Origin of the sequence: Pseudomonas helvetica, from assembly GCF_039908645.1 — a bacterium.
In the GTDB taxonomy this organism is placed as follows: domain Bacteria; phylum Pseudomonadota; class Gammaproteobacteria; order Pseudomonadales; family Pseudomonadaceae; genus Aquipseudomonas; species Aquipseudomonas helvetica.
Genome location: NZ_CP150917.1, coordinates 6,026,465 through 6,042,821 on the forward strand (window position 1 = coordinate 6,026,465; position 16,357 = coordinate 6,042,821).

Annotated in this window: 15 protein-coding genes and 1 pseudogene; 5 read left to right on the forward strand and 11 right to left on the reverse strand. The window is 55.2% G+C overall.

Annotation, left to right across the window (positions count from 1 at the left end):
* Positions 1-24: 24 nt before the first annotated feature.
* Positions 25-366: a carboxymuconolactone decarboxylase family protein gene (locus tag AABM55_RS27870; RefSeq protein WP_054594531.1), complete on the forward strand. Its 342-nt coding sequence runs from the start codon at positions 25-27 to the stop codon at positions 364-366.
* Positions 367-589: 223 nt separating this feature from the next.
* On the opposite strand, the gene AABM55_RS27875 is transcribed toward AABM55_RS27870, so the two are convergent.
* From AABM55_RS27875 to AABM55_RS27910, 8 genes and pseudogenes are all read right to left on the reverse strand, one after another.
* Positions 590-1,480 (reverse strand): ABC transporter permease subunit, encoded by an 891-nt coding sequence (locus tag AABM55_RS27875; protein ID WP_347928277.1) that lies wholly within the window; start codon positions 1,478-1,480, stop codon positions 590-592.
* Positions 1,477-2,358, reverse strand: coding sequence for an ABC transporter permease subunit (locus AABM55_RS27880; RefSeq protein ID WP_173859942.1), 882 nt, complete (start codon positions 2,356-2,358; stop codon positions 1,477-1,479). The genes AABM55_RS27875 and AABM55_RS27880 overlap by 4 nt, the downstream gene beginning before the upstream one ends.
* A gap of 35 nt (positions 2,359-2,393) precedes the next feature.
* The gene (locus AABM55_RS27885) at positions 2,394-3,536 is read right to left on the reverse strand and encodes an ABC transporter ATP-binding protein (RefSeq protein WP_054594534.1); all 1,143 of its coding nucleotides are present in this window, start codon (positions 3,534-3,536) and stop codon (positions 2,394-2,396) included.
* A 71-nt stretch (positions 3,537-3,607) separates the two neighbouring features.
* Positions 3,608-4,702: a polyamine ABC transporter substrate-binding protein gene (locus AABM55_RS27890; RefSeq protein ID WP_054594535.1), complete on the reverse strand. Its 1,095-nt coding sequence runs from the start codon at positions 4,700-4,702 to the stop codon at positions 3,608-3,610.
* 187 nt (positions 4,703-4,889) lie between these two features.
* Positions 4,890-5,984, reverse strand: a complete 1,095-nt coding sequence (locus AABM55_RS27895; protein WP_054598196.1) for a polyamine ABC transporter substrate-binding protein — start codon at positions 5,982-5,984, stop codon at positions 4,890-4,892.
* 199 nt (positions 5,985-6,183) lie between these two features.
* Entirely contained in the window at positions 6,184-7,548 is a 1,365-nt protein-coding gene (locus tag AABM55_RS27900) for an aspartate aminotransferase family protein (RefSeq protein WP_347928278.1), read from the reverse strand.
* Between the two features lie 53 nt (positions 7,549-7,601).
* Positions 7,602-8,960: a glutamine synthetase family protein gene (locus tag AABM55_RS27905; protein ID WP_054594537.1), complete on the reverse strand. Its 1,359-nt coding sequence runs from the start codon at positions 8,958-8,960 to the stop codon at positions 7,602-7,604.
* Positions 8,961-9,046: 86 nt separating this feature from the next.
* Positions 9,047-9,349: pseudogene (locus AABM55_RS27910) on the reverse strand (gamma-glutamyl-gamma-aminobutyrate hydrolase family protein); the annotation flags it as partial.
* Between the two features lie 278 nt (positions 9,350-9,627).
* Between AABM55_RS27910 and AABM55_RS27915 the strand changes: the two are divergent.
* A complete protein-coding gene (locus tag AABM55_RS27915) occupies positions 9,628-11,004 on the forward strand; it encodes a glutamine synthetase family protein (RefSeq protein WP_054594538.1) in 1,377 nt (458 codons plus the stop codon).
* A gap of 266 nt (positions 11,005-11,270) precedes the next feature.
* Positions 11,271-11,909, forward strand: a complete 639-nt coding sequence (locus tag AABM55_RS27920; RefSeq protein WP_054594539.1) for a TetR/AcrR family transcriptional regulator — start codon at positions 11,271-11,273, stop codon at positions 11,907-11,909.
* A 49-nt stretch (positions 11,910-11,958) separates the two neighbouring features.
* Here AABM55_RS27920 and coaA read toward each other — a convergent pair whose 3' ends face one another.
* The 3 genes from coaA to AABM55_RS27935 all read right to left on the reverse strand — a co-directional run bounded on the left by coaA (position 11,959) and on the right by AABM55_RS27935 (position 14,894).
* Positions 11,959-12,888, reverse strand: a complete 930-nt coding sequence (coaA, locus tag AABM55_RS27925) for a type I pantothenate kinase (protein WP_256585427.1) — start codon at positions 12,886-12,888, stop codon at positions 11,959-11,961.
* 63 nt (positions 12,889-12,951) lie between these two features.
* Complete coding sequence (locus AABM55_RS27930) at positions 12,952-13,911, reverse strand: TauD/TfdA family dioxygenase (RefSeq protein ID WP_054594541.1); 960 nt, start codon at positions 13,909-13,911, stop codon at positions 12,952-12,954.
* A gap of 68 nt (positions 13,912-13,979) precedes the next feature.
* Complete coding sequence (locus AABM55_RS27935) at positions 13,980-14,894, reverse strand: 2OG-Fe dioxygenase family protein (protein WP_054594542.1); 915 nt, start codon at positions 14,892-14,894, stop codon at positions 13,980-13,982.
* 314 nt (positions 14,895-15,208) lie between these two features.
* On the opposite strand from AABM55_RS27935, the gene panD reads away from it, so the two are divergent.
* Both panD and AABM55_RS27945 read left to right on the forward strand, forming a co-directional pair.
* On the forward strand, positions 15,209-15,580 hold the full coding sequence (gene panD / locus AABM55_RS27940; protein WP_347928279.1) for an aspartate 1-decarboxylase: 372 nt from the start codon (positions 15,209-15,211) through the stop codon (positions 15,578-15,580).
* Between the two features lie 41 nt (positions 15,581-15,621).
* Positions 15,622-16,341, forward strand: coding sequence for an HAD family hydrolase (locus AABM55_RS27945; RefSeq protein WP_347928280.1), 720 nt, complete (start codon positions 15,622-15,624; stop codon positions 16,339-16,341).
* Positions 16,342-16,357 lie beyond the last annotated feature (16 nt).

The following is a 16,357-nucleotide window of genomic DNA, read 5'->3' on the forward strand; positions in this document are numbered from 1 at the left end:
CCAACCTGCTCAGGAGTGAATGCAATGTTCAATAACTGGTCCGAACTGCTGCCCACCATCCAGAAAGCCTTCGGCGCACTGGGCAAGAGCAACCCGAAAATGGTCAAGGCCTTTGTGGCGCTGGATGAAGCTGCCGCTGAAAACGAGGTGCTCGACGCCAAGACCCGCGAGTTGATTTCCATCGCCGTCGCCATCACCACTCGTTGCGACGGCTGCATCGGCGTACACACCGACGCGGCGATCAAGGCCGGTGCCACCCGCGAAGAAATCGCCGCCACCCTGGCCACCGCAATCTCGTTGAACGCCGGCGCAGCGTACGTCTTCTCGCTGCGAGCACTTGAAGCACATGACATGCTGAAAGGCTGACATCAACCCCTGTGGCGAGGGAGCTTGCTCCCGCTGGAGTGCGCAGCACTCCCAAAACCGATGAGTGCGGTACACCTGATACAGCACGGTTGCAGGTTTTGGGGCCGCTCGCGGCCCAGCGGGAGCAAGCTCCCTCGCCACAAAAGCGTTCCCATTCGCCAACCCAGCACATAAAAAACCTCGCTCTCTTTGCAGGGAGCGAGGTTTTTTTGTGCTGCCGGGGTTAAACCGCTTCCGGCGCCTGCGCGCGGCGTACGTCCGGTTGTTTCCAGGAGTCCGCAGCGCCCTCTTCGATGGCTTGCTGGATCGCACGTTTGCGACTTTCTTCAGCACGGCGGCTGAAGAACCAGACCAGGAAGGTCACGATCGACACCGCCAACAAAATCAGGCTGGCCACGGCGTTGATCTCAGGCTTCACGCCCAGACGCACGGCCGAGAACACTTCCATCGGCAAGGTCGTGGAACCCGGCCCGGAGACGAAGCTCGCCAGTACCAGATCGTCCAGCGACAGGGCGAACGACATCATGCCGCCCGCTGCCAGCGATGGCGCGATCATCGGAATGGTGATCAGGAAGAACACCTTCCACGGCCGCGCACCGAGGTCCATGGCGGCCTCTTCGATGGACAGGTCCAGCTCACGCAAGCGCGCCGATACCACCACTGCTACATAAGCGGCGCAGAACGTGGTGTGGGCGATCCAGATGGTGACGATGCCGCGTTCCTGCGGCCAGCCGATCATCTGCGCCATGGCCACGAACAGCAGCAACAACGACAGGCCGGTGATCACTTCTGGCATCACCAATGGTGCAGTGACCAGGCCGCCGAACAGCGTGCGGCCCTTGAAGCGGGTGACGCGGGTCAGCACGAAAGCCGCCAGCGTCCCCAGCGCAACGGCGGCAACCGCGGTGTAGCAGGCGATTTCCAGCGAGCGCACCACCGAGCCCATCAGTTGGGTGTTGTCCAGCAGGCCGACGTACCACTTCACTGACCAGCCGCCCCAGACCGTCACCAGTTTCGAGGCGTTGAACGAGTAAATCACCAGGATCAGCATCGGCATGTAGATGAACAACAGGCCGAGCACCAGCATCAGGCTGGAGAAACGGAAGCGCTTCATTCTTTACCCTCCATTTCCTTCGCCTGACTGCGGTTGAACAGGATGATCGGCACAATCAGGATCGCCAGCATCACCACCGCCAGGGCAGACGCCACAGGCCAGTCACGGTTGTTGAAGAACTCTTGCCAGAGCACTTTACCGATCATCAGGGTTTCCGGACCGCCGAGCAGTTCCGGGATCACGAACTCACCGACCACCGGGATGAACACCAGCATACAGCCAGCGATGATGCCGTTTTTCGACAACGGAACAGTGATCTTCCAGAAGCTGTTGAAGGTACTCGAACCCAGGTCCGAAGCGGCTTCCAGCAAACTGTTGTCGTGCTTCACCAGGTTGGCGTACAGCGGCAGGATCATGAACGGCAGGTACGAATAGACCACGCCGATATAGACCGCCAGGTTGGTGTTGAGGATCTGCAGCGGCTCGTTGATCCAGCCCATCGACATCAGGAAGCCGTTGAGCAGGCCGTTGTTGCTGAGGATGCCCATCCACGCATACACGCGGATCAGGATGGCGGTCCAGGTCGGCATCATGATCAGCAACACCAGCACCGTCTGTATCTCTTTGCGCGCACTGGCAATGGCGTAGGCCATCGGGTAGCCGATCAGCAGGCAAAGAATGGTGCTGAATAACGCCATTTTCAACGAGCCGAGGTAAGCGGCGATGTACAACTCGTCGCCGCCCAGCATCGTGTAGTTGCCCAGGTTCAGCAGCAACTGGACCTTCTGATCGACGTAGCTGTAGATCTCGGTGTACGGCGGAATGGCCACGTCGGCTTCGGCGAAGCTGATCTTCAGGACGATGAAGAACGGCAGCATGAAGAACATGAACAGCCAGAGGAACGGAACCCCGATGACCAGATGACGACCCGCGGGAATTATTCGACTGAGTCGGCGCGTGAGTTTTTGCGTGTTCATGAGCGCAGTACCACGCCGCTGTCGTCTTCCCACCAGACGTAAACCTGATCGCCCCAGGTAGGGCGCTGGCCACGACGCTCGGCGTTGGCGACGAACGACTGCACGATCTTGCCGCTCGGCAGTTCGACGTAGAACACCGAGTGACCACCGAGGTAGGCAATGTCGTGGACCTTGCCGCTCGACCAGTTGTGCTCGCAGGTCGGCATTTCTGCCGTCACCAGCAGTTTTTCCGGACGAATCGCGTAGGTCACCGACTTGTCTTGCACCGAGGTGCTGATGCCGTGACCCACGTAGATGTTGCGGTCCAGGTCCTTGCAGGTAATCAGCGCATGGCCCTCGGCATCGTCCACCACTTCGCCTTCGAAGATGTTGACGTTGCCAATGAACTCACAGACCAGGCGGCTGGTCGGGGTTTCGTAGATGTCGATCGGGCTGCCGATCTGGGCGATCCAGCCCAGGTGCATGATCGCGATGCGCTCGGCCATGGTCATGGCCTCTTCCTGATCGTGGGTCACCATGACGCAGGTCACGCCGACGCGCTCGATGATTTCCACCAGTTCGAGCTGCATCTGTGAACGCAGTTTCTTGTCCAGCGCGCCCATCGGCTCGTCGAGCAACAGCAGCTTCGGCCGCTTGGCCAGGGAACGAGCCAGCGCAACACGCTGACGCTGACCACCGGAGAGCTGGTGCGGCTTGCGCTTGGCGTACTGGCTCATCTGCACCAGCTTGAGCATTTCGGTCACACGGGCGTCGACTTCAGCCGACGGGATCTTGTCCTGCTTCAGGCCGAAAGCGATGTTCTGCGCCACGGTCATATGCGGGAACAACGCGTAGGACTGGAACATCATGTTGATCGGCCGCTCGTACGGCGGCATCTCGGTGATGTCTACGCCGTCGAGGAAAATGCGCCCCTCCGTAGGCCGTTCGAAACCTGCAAGCATGCGCAGCAAGGTCGATTTGCCCGATCCCGAACCGCCGAGCAAAGCGAAGATCTCGCCTTTCCTGATTTCCAGGGACACATCGTCCACGGCAATCGTCTCGTCGAACTTCTTCGTGACCCGGTCGATTTTGACCAGCACCTGTTTCGGTGTCTGGTCGCCCTCGAGGGCTTTCTTATAGGCGCCGGAGGCAACTGCCATTTACGAAACTCCCAACAAAATTTGCAGTTCACCCAATACAGGCGAACCTTGGATAGTCTGAGCCTTTGTCACTATTTACCCGACTTGACCTTGGTCCAGCTGCGGGTCATCAACCGTTGAATCTTTGGCGGCAGCTCAACCTGCACGTAGGTCTTGTCGAGGACCGCTTGCGGTGGATACACCGATTGATTGCTACGAATCGATTGCTCCATCAGTTTGTCCGCCCCGGGATTGGGGTTGGCGTAGCCGACGGCATCACTCACCTGAGCGATCACTTCAGGCTTGAGTACATAGTTGATGAAGGCATGGGCCTGTTTGACGTTGGCGGAGTCCTTGGGAATCGCCAGCATGTCGAACCACAGCGCACCGCCTTCCTTTGGAATCGCGTAGGCAACGTTCACGCCTTTTCCGGCTTCGGCAGCACGGGCCTTGGCCTGGAAAATATCCCCGGAGAAACCGACCGCGACACAAATGTTGCCGTTGGCCAGGTCCGAGATGTATTTGGACGAGTGGAAGTAGGTCACATAAGGCCGCACTGCCAGTAACTTGGCTTCAGCCTTTTGGTAGTCGTCCGGGTTGGTGCTGTTGGCGTTCAGGCCCATGTAGTTCAGGACCGTCGGCAGCATTTCGTCAGCCGAGTCGAGGAAGGCCACGCCACAACTGTTGAGCTTCTTGATGTTCTCGGGTTCGAACAGCATGGCCCAGGAATCGATCTTGTCGACGCCGAGCACCGCCTTGACCTTGTCGACGTTGTAACCGATGCCGTTGGTGCCCCACAGGTACGGCACGGCGTACTGGTTGCCAGGGTCGTTCATTTCCAGGCGCTTGAGCAGCGCCGGATCGAGGTTGGAGTAGTTCGGCAACTGCGACTTGTCGAGCTTCTGGAACGCCCCGGCCTTGATCTGCTTGCCCAGGAAGTGGCTGGACGGCACGACCACGTCATACCCGGTGTGCCCGGCCAGCAACTTGCCTTCCAGGGTTTCGTTGGAGTCGAACACGTCGTACACCGGCTTGACGCCAGTGGCTTTTTCGAAATCGACGAGGGTGGTCTGCCCGATGTAATCCGACCAGTTATAAATATGCACGGTGGACGCAGCTTGAACGCTGACAGCGAGCGTCAGGCCGACGCCGACCAGCATGGCGTTGCGAAACAAAGAAACAGGCAAGTGAAGGTCCTCTAAAATAGTTGGGCCCAAGTTGCCCAGCGTTACGTGACAGCCATGGCTGCGTGGCAACAAAACCGGCGCGCAACTTACCCTCGATAAACCTTTCCAGCAAAACTTTCTGTCATTTAATTATTCCTGCTGCCGCCGCCAGAGCGACGACGGCAACAGGTGATTGCTTCAAACCGGCTTATTTACCGGATTTGATCTTGGTCCAGCTGCGGGTCAGCTCACGCTGGGTAGCGGCTGGCAAATCGGCGATTGCATACAGCTTCGACTGCACATCGGCAGTCGGGTAGATGCCCGGATCCGAGGTGATGTCCTTGTTCACGTACTGAGTGGCTTCGGCGTTGCCGTTAGGGAAACGCACGGCGTTGGTGATTTCAGCCATCACTTTCGGCTGCAACAGGTAGTTCATGAACTTGTAGGCACCCTCGACGTTTTCCGCATCTTTAGGGATAGCGACCATGTCGTAGAAGCTGCCGGCACCTTCTTTTGGAATGGCGTAGCTGACTTTCACCTTGTCACCGGCTTCGGCGGCACGGGTTTTGGCCTGCTGCACGTCACCCGAATAACCGACGGCTACGCAGATGTTGCCGTTGGCCAGGTCCGAGATGTACTTGGACGAGTGGAAGTAGGTGATCGAAGGACGAATCTTCAGGAACAGCTCTTCAGCCTTCTTCAGATCTTCCTTTTTCTGGCTGTCGGTTGGCAGGCCCAGGTAATGCAGGGCAACTGGCAGCATTTCGGTCGGCGAATCGAGGAAACTCACGCCGCAGCTCTTGAGCTTGGCAATGTTCTCCGGCTTGAGCACGACATCCCAGGAATCGATTTTGTCGATGCCCAGCGCCGCTTTGACCTTCTCGGCGTTGTAACCGATACCGATCGAGCCCCACATGTAAGGGAAAGCATGTTTGTTGTCCGGGTCGCTGACAGAAACCGCCTTGAGCAGCGACTTGTTCAGGTTGCCGTAGTTGGTCAGCTTGGACTTGTCCAGCTCCTGGTAAACGCCGGCCTTGATCTGCTTGGCCAGGAAGTTGTTGGACGGTACAACCACGTCATAACCGGACTTGCCGGCCAGCAACTTGGCCTCGAGGGTTTCGTTACTGTCGAACACATCGTAGACGACCTTGATCCCGGACTCTTTCTCAAAGTTCGCGATGGTGTCCGGTGCAATGTAGTCGGACCAGTTGTAAACGTGCAGGACTTTATCGTCGGCCTGGGCTGCCCCAGCCATCACGCCCATCAGGGACAAGGCGAGCAGTGTCTTGCCAGTTTTCTTCAAACCTAATGCCTTCATGCGTAATGCTCCAATTATTCTTTTTAACCACATTTTTTTGTGAACCAAGATCCAGCGGCCGATTCCTTGGCAACTCAAACAGCGGATAGTCTGGCAAGTTACAAGGCAGGCTTTCAAGGAAAGACCCGTCCTTTGTGCGCCCTGAGCGAAGTGCCAGCCACGGACCTCGCTCAGAGCCTAGCACTTAGCTTTGCAGCGCACTCAGGGTCAGGTCCAGGCACTTGCGCGCCTTGGTCACCAGTTCGTCGATCTCGGCCTTGGTGATGACCAGTGGCGGAGCGATGATCATGGTGTCGCCCACGGCGCGCATGATCAGCCCGTTGTCGAAGCAGAACTGCCGGCAGATCATGCCAACACCCTTGCCGACATACCGCGCACGGGTCGCCTTGTCCTGAACCAGTTCGATAGCCCCCAACAGACCTACCCCACGAACTTCACCCACCAGAGGGTGATCGTTCAGTTCCCGTAGACGCTTTTGCAAATAAGGTGCCGTTTCTGCACGAACGTGCTCGATAATTTTCTCTTCGCGCAGAATACGAATGTTTTCCAGTGCCACCGCAGCGGCGACCGGGTGCCCGGAATAGGTGAAACCGTGGTTGAAGTCGCCCCCTTCGTTCAGCACCTCGACCACTTCATCACGCACGATCAGGCCACCCATCGGGATGTAACCGGACGTCAGGCCTTTGGCGATGGTCATCATGTCAGGCTTGAGGCCGTAGAAATCGCTGCCGAACCACTCGCCGGTACGGCCGAAACCACAGATCACCTCATCCGCAACGAACAGGATGTCGTACTTGGCGAGGATTTCCTTGATGCGCGGCCAGTAGCTGTCTGGCGGAATGATCACGCCGCCCGCGCCCTGGATCGGCTCGGCAATGAACGCACCGACCGTGTCGACGCCGAGCTCGAGAATCTTTTCTTCCAACTGGTTGGCGGCCCAGATACCGAACTCTTCAGGGGTCATGTCGCCCCCTTCACCGAACCAGTACGGCTGCGGGATGTGAACGATGCCCGGGATCGGCAAGTCGCCTTGTTCGTGCATGTAAGTCATGCCGCCCAGGCTGGCGCCGGCCACGGTCGAGCCGTGGTAGCCGTTTACGCGGCTGATGATGACCTTCTTGTTCGGCTGGCCCTTGATCGCCCAGTAGTGGCGAACCATGCGCAGCATGGTGTCGTTGCCTTCGGAGCCGGAACCGGTGAAGAACACGTGGTTCATGCCTTCTGGCGCGATGTCCGAGATGGCCTTGGCCAACTCCAGCACCGGCGGGTGGGCGGTCTGGAAGAACAGGTTGTAATAAGGCAGCTCGCGCATCTGTTTGCTGGCGGCATCGGCCAGTTCATCGCGACCGTAACCGATGGCCACGCACCACAGGCCGGCCATGCCGTCGAGGATCTTGTTGCCTTCGCTGTCCCAGAGGTAAACGCCCTTGGCGTTGGTGATGATCCGCGGGCCTTTCTCTTTCAGCTGCTTGAAGTCGCTGAAAGGCGCCAAGTGGTGTTCGCTGCTCAGGGTTTGCCACTCACGGGTTTGCGGGTTCTTGCTGGTCATAAAGCTCTCCTTATAGGGTGAGAGTGCGGTTTTTCAGGGCCGCACCCGGCGCATCAGACGGCGAACAACAGGAACTCCCGCTCCCACGAACTGATCACGCGCTTGAAGTTTTCATGCTCGGCCCGCTTGACCGCGACGTAGCCAGTGATGAATTTTTTGCCCAGATATTTCTCGATGGTCGCGCTGTGTTCCATGCGTTCCAGTGCGTCTTCGATGGTCAGCGGCAGACGCAGATTGCGTCGCTCGTAACCCCGTCCAACCACGGGTGCGCTCGGGTTGATGCCTTCCACCATGCCGATGTAACCGCAGAGCAGGCTCGCGGCGATCGCCAGGTAAGGGTTGGCATCGGCGCCCGGCAGGCGGTTTTCCACCCGACGGTTTTGCGGGCCTGCGTCCGGGACTCGCAGGCCGACGGTGCGGTTCTCTTCGCCCCACTCCACGTTCACCGGCGCCGAGGTATCCGGCAGGAAGCGGCGGAACGAGTTGACGTTGGGCGCGAACAGCGGCAACAGCTCGGGGATGAACTTCTGCAAGCCACCGATGTGGTGCAGGAACAGCTCGCTCATCGTCCCGTCTTCATTCGAGAAGACGTTCTTGCCGGTTTCGATGTCGATGATGCTCTGGTGCAAGTGCATCGCACTGCCCGGCTCGCCGGTCATCGGCTTGGCCATGAAGGTCGCGGCCACGTCGTGCTTGAGCGCCGCTTCGCGCATGGTGCGCTTGAACACCAGGATCTGATCGGCCAGGGACAGCGCGTCGCCGTGACGGAAGTTGATCTCCATCTGCGCCGTGCCGTCCTCGTGGATCAGCGTGTCCAGGTCCAGCTCTTGCAGTTCGCACCAGTCGTAGACGTCTTCGAACAGCGGGTCGAATTCGTTGGCCGCCTCAATGGAGAAAGACTGACGACCGGTTTCCGGGCGACCGGAGCGGCCAATCGGCGGCTGCAACGGGAAGTCCGGGTCTTCGCAACGCTTGGTCAGGTAGAACTCCATCTCCGGCGCCACGATCGGCTGCCAGCCCTTGTCGGAATAGAGCTTCAGGACTTTCTTGAGCACGTTGCGCGGCGACAGCTCGATCGGGTTGCCCTGCTTGTCGTAGGTGTCGTGAATCACCTGCGCGGTCGGCTCGATGGCCCACGGCACGAGGAATACCGCGTTCGAGTCCGGGCGGCAGATCATGTCGATGTCGGCCGGGTCGAGCAGTTCGTAATAGATGTCATCTTCGACGTAGTCACCCGTCACTGTCTGTAACAGCACACTCTCGGGCAGGCGCATGCCTTTTTCGGCAATGAACTTGTTGGTCGGCGAAATCTTGCCACGGGTGATCCCGGTCAGATCGCCAATCATGCATTCGACTTCTGTGATCTTGTGGTCTTTCAACCAATCGGTGAGCTGGTCGAGGTTGTTACTCATAAATGCCTCTGGGCTGAGTGTCCTGACGTCTTTAAACGTCAGGCGTTGTTTGACGCATCCGCGTCGCGTTGTACTGCACGCTTGCCGGCGCGTATCAACGAAAGGGTGGTGGCGTCGCGTGCAGGATCATGAGCAGTTCCAGGCACACTCGCAGGACCGCTATAGTGAAAAGGTTCTACAGTAGAAGAAGAGCCGGTAAACAGGATGCCATCCAGACCGTCAATAATATCGGTCGGATCGAGCAGTTCCGCCAGTGACGCAAGTATCGACGGCAGGCCCTTGGCAACGGTGGCCGCTGCGCGGACGTACTTATCGCAGGTGATGTGATAAGCATGCAAACCGATCTGTCTTGAGCAGTCGGTGACGCCGATTAACGGCAGGCGAGACATGAAGCACCCCGGTATTATTGCTGTTATGGGTTTGATTTGAGCTTAGCGTTGTTCATTTTTTTACACAACACCCCCGTAAAAAATACAACACGCCCCGCTCAAGGCTGCGGCCGCCAAAGACCCCGAAGGCATAAAAGTGCCCCAAAGCGCCTCAAAAATGCCCTTCGAGCGCTTTTTTAGGGCAAAAAAGGCCTCGCTTGACTTCGGCATGCCGTTCGGGTTGACTGGAATCCGAAAAGATCAATGATTGATATTTTTAACAACAAAGGTGTTGCATCATGTCGGTACCCCCGCGTGCCGTTCAGCTCAACGAAGCGAACGCGTTCCTTAAGGAACATCCTGAGGTTCTGTACGTTGACCTTCTGATTGCGGATATGAATGGTGTGGTGCGCGGAAAGCGCATCGAACGCACCAGCCTCCACAAGGTTTACGAGAAAGGCATCAACCTGCCGGCCTCTCTATTTGCTCTGGATATCAATGGCTCGACGGTGGAAAGCACCGGCCTGGGCCTGGACATCGGTGATGCTGACCGAATTTGCTATCCAATCCCCAATACCCTGTGCAATGAACCCTGGCAGAAGCGCCCGACCGCGCAACTGTTGATGACCATGCACGAACTCGAAGGCGAGCCGTTCTTCGCCGACCCGCGTGAAGTGCTGGCCAATGTGGTGCGCAAGTTCGACGACATGGGCCTGACCATCTGCGCCGCGTTCGAGCTTGAGTTCTACCTGATCGACCAGGAGAACGTGAATGGCCGGCCGCAACCTCCACGCTCGCCGGTGTCTGGCAAACGTCCACACTCGACCCAGGTTTACCTGATCGACGACCTCGACGAATACGTCGACTGCCTCCAGGACATCCTGGAAGGTGCGAAAGAGCAAGGCATCCCTGCCGACGCGATCGTCAAGGAAAGTGCTCCGGCGCAGTTCGAAGTGAACCTGCACCACGTTGCCGACCCGATCAAGGCCTGCGACTACGCGGTACTGCTCAAGCGTCTGATCAAAAACATCGCCTACGACCATGAGATGGACACCACCTTCATGGCCAAGCCTTACCCAGGCCAGGCGGGTAACGGTCTGCACGTCCACATCTCGATCCTTGATAAAGACGGCAAGAATATTTTTGCCAGTGAGGATCCCGAGCAGAACGCCGCACTGCGTCACGCGATCGGCGGTGTGCTCGAGACCCTACCGGCGCAGATGGCTTTCCTCTGCCCGAACGTCAACTCGTACCGTCGTTTCGGCGCACAGTTCTACGTGCCGAACTCCCCGTGCTGGGGCCTGGACAACCGGACGGTGGCGATTCGCGTACCGACCGGCTCTGCCGATGCCGTACGTATCGAACACCGCGTTGCTGGCGCCGATGCCAACCCGTACTTGCTGATGGCTTCGGTCCTGGCAGGCGTGCATCACGGCCTGACCAACAAGATCGAGCCGGGCGCGCCCGTCGAAGGCAACAGCTACGAGCAGAACGAGCAAAGCCTGCCGAACAACCTGCGTGATGCACTGCGTGAGCTGGACGACAGCGAAGTCATGGCCAAGTACATCGATCCGAAATACATCGACATTTTTGTCGCCTGTAAAGAGAGCGAGCTGGAGGAGTTCGAACACTCCATCTCCGACCTCGAGTACAACTGGTACCTGCACACCGTGTAAGCGGCTGTAGCAAAAAAACAACGCCGTTGGCTTCATCGCCAACGGCGTTTTTTTATGGGTATCAACACCGAACCTTGTGGCGAGGGGGCTTGCCCCCGCTGGAGTGCGCAGCACTCCCAAACCCAGCGAACGCGGTGTGTCCGATGCCATGGGATCGCATGCTTTGGGGCTGCTTCGCAACCCAACGGGGGCAAGCCCCCTCGCCACAGGGTATGGATCATCTCTGCGCTCTGCGTACAATGCCCGCTGCCCTGCAGGAGACTTCAATGACCCGCCCCGCCCCCCTTCGCAAACCCCGCGCACGCAGCCAGGCCCGGATCGACTCGATACTCGACGCCGCCCGCACGCTGCTTGCCGCCGAGGGCGTGGCCAGCCTGTCGATCTACAGCGTGGCCGAGCGCGCCGAGATCCCGCCGTCATCGGTCTACCACTTCTTCGCCAGCGTCCCGGCCCTGCTCGAAGCCCTGACTGCCGACGTCCACAGCGCCTTTCGTGCGTGCCTGCAAGAACCGATCGACGTCGACTCGCTGAATGGCTGGCGTGATCTGTCACGACTGGTCGAGCAACGCATGCTCGCCATCTACGACGAAGACGCCGCCGCCCGGCAACTGATCCTCGCTCAACACGGCCTCACCGAAGTCACCCAGGCCGACCGCCAGCACGACATCGAACTCGGCGACCTGATGCACAAACTCTTCGATCAGCATTTCGAACTGCCGACGCTGCCCAAGGATGTCGATGTGTTTGCCCTGGCCATGGAACTGGGCGACCGAGTCTACGCGCGCTCAGTGCAACAACACGGGCAGATCACCCCACGCATGGCCGAGGAAGGCATGCGGGTATTTGATGCTTATCTGGGGCTGTATCTGCCGCCGTATTTGCCCAAGCGACCTGCCGCATTCTGATTTTTCAGAGATAAGCCTGACGAAATCGTTTCGAGCGCTGACAGTCGATTCAAATAGCCCGGAGCAGTAACCTATCGATGGAATGATCTGATGATTTATTGATGATCAGGCTCGCCCTGTCACGCGTTGGCAGGATGTTCTCGACGAGGTTCTTCAAGTTGACTCGATCCCACGTATCGGACGCCATTGAAAGGGCCTCATGGTCCGACAGATCTCTGAACTTGTTGAAGTAAGACTCAGCCGACTGAAAAGCTGTGTTTTTCAAATAAACAAAACGTTCGAGATACCACTTCTTAATGGACTCTGTCGAAGCATCAATATAGATAGGAAAATCTATAAAGTCCAAAACGTTCAGTCCAAGGCATTTATCCCCCTGCAACACATTCAATCCTTCCAAGACAATAATATCGGGCAACTGCACTCGCTGCATTTCGTTGGGAAGTATGTCATACCGAACATGCGAATATATTGGAATCTGGACCGCTTTTCCCTCATTGCACACTGAGTGCAGAAAATCCAGGAACAGTGATTTATCGTACGATTCCGGAAAACCTTTTCTGTGCAAAAGATTTTTCTCTTCGAGCATCGCCAAGGGAAAGAGAAATGAGTCAGTTGTCACCAATTGCACATTGGGTGAACCAGGCCAAGATGACAAAAGTGCCGACAGCACCCTGGCGAAGCTGCTCTTCCCTACCGCAACACTACCGGATATACCGATAACATAGGGCGGCTTGAACAGTGGTACCCCGAGAAAAGCGGCTTGTACCTGACTAAATGACTGCGTTGCCGAAGAGTGCAGATTCAGCAGGCGCGATAGAGGAAGCAATATATTCATTACCTCCTCCGGAGTTATGGGCTGGGTAGGGCTTACCAGTGCCTTCATCTCCGAAGACGAAAGACTCATCGCCACCTTGGCCCGAAAGGAAGACCACTGCTCGCGACTAAACTCCCAATACCCGCGATTGGCTTGCGAAAGCACTATTGCATCCTGCTCTGTAGTCATATCCGTCCTGTATATGCCTTACCAAAAGCAGGGAACATATCAGATTTGATCGTCATATCCAAATCGATACTTGGCAAAGTCCTCAGGAAATGCTCGATGCTTGTGAGGATTTATCCATACGCGATGCAATAATCTGTTCGTCGCTTCATGAGGATTACTCACAAAAGGCGTACGAGCGTGCAAAGCTGCGTTATTGTCGTAAAAAACAATATCGCCGGGAGCCATTTTAAAAGAAATATAATTTCTCGGATCTTCACATAACCGGGTAAATAGCGCGAGCGCGTCGAGTTCAGCTTTACTCGGCTTGAGGCTCATTTTTTCCAGACCCGGCAAAATATAATCAGTTAAGTAAAATCGACAACTTAGCTTTGTATCCTGGTAGTAAAATACCGAATTGCGATAGGCAGGAGGTAATCCAGGTGCTTCTTCACCACGGCTATCGTAGAGAAAGCCATGATAGAAAAGCGACAAGAACTCCTTATGCTCTGCCAGGATCAGATTATGGATATTACCAGCACTGACCACCAGCGAGTCACCACCCTCTTGTGAGTTATGAATGCACAGAAGACCCGTTATATCTGATGAATCACTATGAAAGTTTAGCCCTTGACTTGTGTTATACGCTCGCACATTCAAATCAGACAACGTGCCCGACATTTTATTAGAAACAGTAACGACTTTATCGCCATTGTGGTTTTGTGAAACAAGCAGCCCAATTTGACTGGATAACGAGAGGTAAAAGCGTAACAGCTGTGCTTCGGAATAGTCTTCAGGCGACAACCCCTTCAGCACGGCGAACCCCTGCCCACTCTCGCAAATATTGGTAATACGTGCTGCAAGGTGCCTCAGTGCGCCGTGGTTCTCGAGCAATGCATCCGAGGATCCCAGTAGCCCCTCCAACTCACCTTCAAAAAAGTCACTCAACTTAAGAAATGACTCTTTCGCTTCATAGGTTTTTGCTGTCCAGCAATGACGACCTTCAACTTTATCCAGCAGCATACACAAAGCTCCCTCAGCATCCATAACTCGGGGTGATCATTCTTATAAACAGTACATGAACGATGGCATTAACCTATCGAATCAACATTTAACCCAACCGAAGGTACCTGAATACGCATGGGTAAAACCTCATGTGAATCAAGCGAATCAAAAGGATTGGTGTTATGTAGCAGCGCTGTAGGGCGGCGGGTGAAAAAAATCAACATATCGCGAGTTGCCTCTTGACTTTCGTCCGTAGCATAGACCGGTGAAAGACTATGCTTTTTTTCGCTGTCGACGATTAATAAGGTATCAAGAAAGTGTCTATGTTGAACTTTACCCAATACATAGTGTTCGCGAGCATTGTCCCAACTCACACCATTTTTTTCCCTCGCATCATGAATGAAGGTAACGGCACTGTCCGACGACATATTCTTCGTCCCTAACAACGTGGTCATTGTATGTTCCACGCCATCACTATGAACGCCCTCCAGTGCCGGCTCACCCAATAGTTCCGGCGTAGTAAGTGTCCTGAGATTGAACACGGTACAGACATTGCGATGCCGATCAGGCAGCAAATTTTTTCTGGGATGGATATAAACCTTATTGATGATCATCGATTTGATACAGAGCAAGGCCTGAAACGCCGTATTCAATTGCAAATCGTCGTTGATCTCCTCGAAGGACCTTAGCTGATTGGAGTCGAAACGGACAAAATCCTCATCGTATGAAAGGACAAAGGGCTGGTACTCAAGTCTGGATATACTGGATTTTTTATAGTCGAACAAAAACCGACCATTTCGCGATTTTCTGAAGGGCAGCGTTGGATCGGACTGCAGACTCTCACTGACGCGCTGCAACGACGTTATGTCAGAGTCCGTCGCACCAAGACAACGAAGATAACCCAGTAACTTCTTACCCTCAATAAAAATGAATCGATGCTGTATATACCGAGCTCTCAATTCCGATAGTTCAGTACAGACCCAAGCCGGCAAATTATTCATCACTGTTCATCCTGAACGTAAGTTCCAATAATCGCCAAGCCGGGTACGGCCTTAGCGAAACATGACTAGCCAGATAGTAAGCATGACAAAAAGCATTAGTCACCTGTACCTTGAGACAGGTTGTCATTACCGGCATATGTGTGACATAAATTCGTCAATATCTCGATACAAGAAAGCGCTCTACTAAGGCTAGACCAAATGCGTCTGGGATGACGGTCTAACAACTCCACTTCCTTATAAATGTTTTCTGAAGAGATGGAACACGCCCACAAGGCCACGCGAACACCAACTGAATATATATTGGGGACCTGTACATGCGCACTGTTCTGCACGCCAAACTTCATAACGCCATTGTGACAGAGGCGAATCTTGCTTACGTCGGTTCCATTACCATTGATCAGGAACTTCTGGACAAAGTCGATATTTGGCCTGGTGAAAGGGTCATGGTCGTTTCAAACACTTCGGGGGCAAGACTGGAAACGTACGTAATTTCAGGGGAGCGAGGTAAAAAAGACATCTGCGTAAACGGCGCGGCAGCACACCTTATTGGTGCAGGCGAGCAAGTCATCATTATGGCTTTCCGAAATAGCAACAAACAACTTGAACCAAAAGTCGCGATTCTGGATAAAACGAACGTTATTATCCAGATGCTTCATGAAAAGCCCAACATGGTAGTTCCTTTGTAATAGCACATGGGCTTTACTAGTTTTTGGAGTTCATTCACACAATGAAACTATCTAATTATCGCGCTATCAGCTTTGACTGTTTCGGAACTTTGGTCGACTGGGAGTCGGGCATTATCAATGCTTTGCGAAATGCCTGTGACGACAAACTCCAGCAGGTTTCCGATGCGCAACTTATAGCGTATTTCCTGAGACAGGAATCGACTATTCTTGCCAACACACCGGACATACCTTATCCGTCCGCACTGAGCAAAACGTACGCGAGCATCCTGGCCAAACTCGACAGACCTTGCGACAAGAGCAAAGCTATACACTTTGGGAACTCCATCAGTGAATGGCCATTATTCAGCGACACGATCAAAGCGTTGACCCATCTACAGCGTCATCACAAATTGGTTATTTTATCCAATATCGATGAAGCTTCAATCGAAGTGACCAGAGCTCGACTGCTGTGCAACTTCTACCGTACCTATACGGCTCAGGCCATCGGCTCATTCAAACCCGCCCTGAACAACTTTAACTACCTAGTCCGCCACCTCGCAGACCTCGGCATTAAAAAACACGAACTGCTGCACGTGAGCGTCAGCAGATTTCACGATATTGAACCAGCAGCCGCGACAGGTATTGACACAGCATGGATCAACCGTGCCGACACCTTGAACGGGACACTTTCCATTCAACCCGAGTTCTCCCCCAGCATTGAACCACTCTATAAATTTGGTTCACTCGCAGAACTGGTCAGCGCACACAAAGCGGGACATTAACACTCGCCTTTCATAT